Source organism: Streptomyces sp. NPDC059900 (assembly GCF_050270335.1).
Taxonomy (GTDB): Bacteria; Actinomycetota; Actinomycetes; order Streptomycetales; family Streptomycetaceae; genus Streptomyces.
Genome location: NZ_JBNNJZ010000670.1, coordinates 1 through 4085, shown reverse-complemented (window position 1 = coordinate 4085; position 4085 = coordinate 1). Strand labels below are relative to the sequence as shown.

3 protein-coding genes are annotated in these 4085 nt (G+C 68.6%); all 3 read right to left on the bottom strand.

Annotated elements, in window-relative coordinates; all coding sequences use genetic code 11:
- Positions 1 to 464, bottom strand: a 464-nt coding sequence (locus tag ACQKIP_RS41645; RefSeq protein WP_427745390.1) for a dihydrofolate reductase family protein, incomplete at its 3' end; no start/stop codon positions are given.
- Between the two features lie 100 nt (positions 465 to 564).
- Positions 565 to 2595, bottom strand: coding sequence for a hypothetical protein (locus ACQKIP_RS41640; protein WP_365864929.1), 2031 nt, complete (start codon positions 2593 to 2595; stop codon positions 565 to 567).
- Between the two features lie 39 nt (positions 2596 to 2634).
- The gene (locus tag ACQKIP_RS41635; protein WP_365864927.1) at positions 2635 to 3876 is read right to left on the bottom strand and encodes an ATP-grasp domain-containing protein; all 1242 of its coding nucleotides are present in this window, start codon (positions 3874 to 3876) and stop codon (positions 2635 to 2637) included.
- Positions 3877 to 4085 lie beyond the last annotated feature (209 nt).

Here is a 4085-nt window from a genome sequence, read left to right as displayed (position 1 = left end):
ATGTGCACCAGTATCATCTGGATCTCGTACAGAATTACTGCCGCCAGGCACTGCTGGGCCGCGCTCGCGCCGTGCACGCCGACCGCCTTGTCGCCCGCCGCGGCCTTCGCCGCCGCCACCGCGCTGTGGATGCCGTTGGTGACGAACGTGAAGACCGACGGGGCCCGTACCGTTTCCGGGGCGGGTGGCCTGTGGGTGAGCACGAAGCAGGGCGCCGGCCCGGCGGGCCCGCCGTCGCCCCAGCCGCCGTCGCCCGCCGCCAGGTCGTAGGACAGCCGGCCCATCAGGACCGAGCCCAGGCCTGCGCGCATCTCTTCCAGCAGTCCGGTGTCGAGCGGGTCCGGCTGGTACAGCCACTGGTGCAGCCGCAGGCCGCCGTCGCCCAGTTGCTGCTCGTCGGAGACGTTCGGACCGGTGACGAACCCGTCCAGCGACATCGAGATGCCGGAAACGACCGTGCTCATGGTCTCGTCCCTTCCTCGGGTGCCTTCCTGAGGTGACGTCGGAGCCGCACGGCCGTTCTCGACAGCTGCGGGCCCGCGCGATGACCGCGGGCCCGCAGGCTCACAAGATCGTGGGCCTTTCGAGGGCCTGCAGCGTTCCCGCGGGCAGCCGGTCGTCGCCCCAGCTGCGCTCGATGTAGCCGATGATCCGGGTGATGTCCTCGGCGGGCACCCGCTCCGGTTCGCCGTGTTCGAGCGGGTCGGCGTGGAAGATGTACAGCCGCGAGGCGAACTGGTCGAAGGGCAGGGAGGCCTCGCCGAACCGTTCGCCGTTGCCTGCCGTGGAGACGACGACGCCGTCGCCCCAGTCCTGGCCGCTGTCGTTGTTCGGGTTGAAGAAGTACACCCGCATGACGTCCTGGGGGTCCGGCGCGGCCCGCAGGATCGTGATGGCGTGCCAGCCGACGTAGCGGGCCGCGCTGTCGGTGACCGCGACGCCGGCCGGCTGCGGATGGATCAGCGGCTGCTCGCCGTTGTAGGTGGGGTGGTAGCTGGCGTGGAACTGCCGCAGGAAATCGTCGAGGTCGACCAGGTTGCCGGTCGCCACGTCGACGTTGATGTGGAAGCCGCGGCACGCCCACCAGCCGTGGAACTCGGGGTTGATCCACCGGTGCGGGTCCCCCGGCCGCCCGGCGCAGCGCCGCCCCATCTCGGCGTAGATCCGGTCCAGGTGCGGCACCAGGAGCAGGGATACGGGGTCCAGGTCCATCGGCAGGGTGCTGGCGACGCCGCCCGCGCTGTCCTTGGACGAGATGGGCTGTCCCTCGAAGTGCATGAGGATCTCGTCGTCGCGGGCCGCCCAGACCACCATTTGCAGGAGGTAGTCCGGGTCGTTGTAGGACCACATGGACAGTGCGCGGGCCGACTGGCAGGTGGGGTTGTCGCCCTGTCCGACGCCCAGCGGCTGGCCCAGCATCGAGAGTACTCCGGCGACCAGCCGGGCCTGCGGCCCCGGCTCCTCGCCGAACACGGTGGTCAGCCGCTCCCGTGCGACCGGGGAGAGTTCGAGTGCCAGCTGGCGCCACAGCGCGGGCACCAGCGGCGGCTCGTAGAGGATGCCGCGGTCCAGCAGCAGTGCGAGCCCGTAGATGCTCTGCGCGGTCTGCGGGTGTACGGCCACCTCGATCAGCCGGTGTACCAGGTCGCTGTAGCGCAGCAGGCAGTTGCGGCCGGTGTCGGACAGACCGAGTGCCTCACCGAGGAGGTAGTCGCTCTCGTCCAGCAGGAACCGCAGCAGTTCCGCGTGGTAGGGCGAGACCAGGCCGGTGTCGTGCATCGCGCGCGCGAAGCCCGTCGCCTCGTACTGCAGGCCGCCGGCGTCCATCGCCTCGAGCCGGGAGCGGAAGACGTCGACGCCCGGGTCGTCCCGGCAGGCTTCGGTGGTCCCGAACAGGCTGGTGATGAGCCGGTCGATGCCGAGGCCGGACGCCACGCCCAGGGCGACGTCCGGGTCGCCGCGGTAGACGGCGATCCGTGTGATCAGGGCCTGCACCGCCTCGACCTGGATGGGGCGCTGGCGCAGGATGCGCCAGATCTCGTCAACCAGGTTGTCCAGGACGCTGTCGTAGCCGATCTCGTCGGCGAGGTGGCGGAACAGGTCCCGGATGAGCTGTGCGGTGCGGCCCTGCTGGGTGCGCTCCGCCTCGCTGGGCGGGGTGAACAGCAGTTCCAGGTTGGTTGCCAGGACCTGGGCGAGGAACTGGCGGGCGTCCTCGGCGGGCAGCGTGGGGTGCGCGTAGTCGCCGCGGGCGACCGCGAGCATCCGCAGCTCGCTGGTCGCCTCCATGACGACGGTGTCCGCGTTTCCGCTGTGCAGGCTGGGGCCGACCAGGGCGGGGACAAGGATCTCCGGGGATGCCCAGTCCGTGCCCAGGAAGAGCCCGGCTTCCTCCAGGGCCTGCGCCCTGGCCTGGATCGCCGCGGCTCCGCCCGGCTGCGTGAGCACCCGCCGCAGGGCTTCCAGGACCCGCCGCAGCTTCGTGTGCTTGCCGAAGTCGCGGGTTTCGGCCATGGCCTGGGTGGCGTCCTCCAGTGAGGCCAGGCGCTTGTTGAGCGTCGTGGCCTCACCGTTGGCGTCGACGGTCGGTTTCAATGGATTTCCCTCGGGTTGGCCTCCTGCGTCCACGGGTCGTCAGACGTAGAAGTCGAGCTCTTCCTGCTTCTTCAGCAGGTCGCGCATTCGGTAGGGGTCTTCACCGAAAAAGTAGACCAGGCCCCAGTGGGTGCCGAACGCGGTCCTCTTGGTGACGGTCTCCTCCAGCGGCGTCGAGAGGTCGTGCGACTCGTAGTAGTCGTCGTCCTCGGTCTCCTCGGGGATCTCCAGTTCGCTGACGACGCGGCGGCGCGGGTAGACGCCGAAGCAGCCCGCGGTGCCCGACGCGTCGACGACCTCGCGCGGGAAGAAGGCATCGATCTCCTCCTCGGTCGTCTTCGGGTCGAACGCCAGGACCAGCCCCTGGTAGGCGTTGAAGCCGTAGGCCCGCTCGAGGAGTTCGAACACCTTGAAGCCCGGCGGCCGGTAGGCGACCTCGCCGAAGTACATCTCGCCGTCGCTGGTGACGAAGTACTCCGGGTGCACGAAGCCGAACTCGATGTCGAAGGTCTTGATGAGCTTCTCGATCTGCGCCGTGATCTGCGGGCGGTAGCGCTCCAGTTCCGGGGTGGCCGGTACGAACACCGAATAGCCCAGAGTGACGTATTCGGAGATGTTGAGGAATTTGATCTTCCCGTTGTGTACCCACGCCTCGACCGCGAACTCCCAGCCGTCGAGGTGGGACTCCATGAGGACCGGGAATTCGTCGTCCGGGATCATGTCGATCTCGTCCGGGGTGCGGATGACGCGGTGGCCGAGGCATCCCGCCTTGTCGAACGCCTTGAGGTGGATCGGGTCGTTCGGGTCGCCGTCCAGCTTGAGCAGGGTCTGGTTGACGCGCTTGAGGAAGCGGATCACGTCGTCCCGGTCGTGGGCCTCCTCGAAGATGCCCACCCGGATGCCGCCCAGTTGCGCGCGGCGCTTCATCAGCGCCTTGTCCCGCAGCAGCATGGCCTGGCCGTACAGCCGCGGGTTGTCCAGCAGGACGGAGTTGATCGCCCCCGCCCATTCCACCGTCTCCTCGTACAGCGGGATGGCGACGTCGACGCCCTCGTTCTGCAGGGTTTCGGCGATCTCCATGGAACGGTCGTTGAGCCGTTCGAAATCCCAGGGAACAAACGGGATGTCGTGCTCGGTGCAGTACTCCTCGGCCCACTCCGGGGCCACGACGACGTATCGCCGATCGAACCGGTCCAGGGCTTCCACCGCATTGAGACTCCAGCCAAGGAGGGCTACATAGCCCTTGTCCGGGTTCTTGGTGGCCGGTTCCCCTTGTGTCATAGGCCGGTACTCCTTCAGTGTGCGCTCGTGGACGGCGTGCCGGGCACGACCGTGCCCGGCGGTCTGCCGCGCAGTGCCCACCTGCCCGAGCCCAGTCACATCATGCCCCCGCACACGCACCCCATTTCCGCGCGCAAATAGAGCAGTCGGCATATGCGCGCGGTGTCAGTCCCGGTGGGCCGCGATCAGCTGCCGGTACCAGTGGTAGC

What these genes read in the sequence shown, in the direction of transcription:
- ACQKIP_RS41635 (WP_365864927.1), bottom strand. Translation starts at nt 3,876, where the DNA reads ATGACACAAGGGGAACCGGCCACCAAGAACCCGGACAAGGGCTATGTA.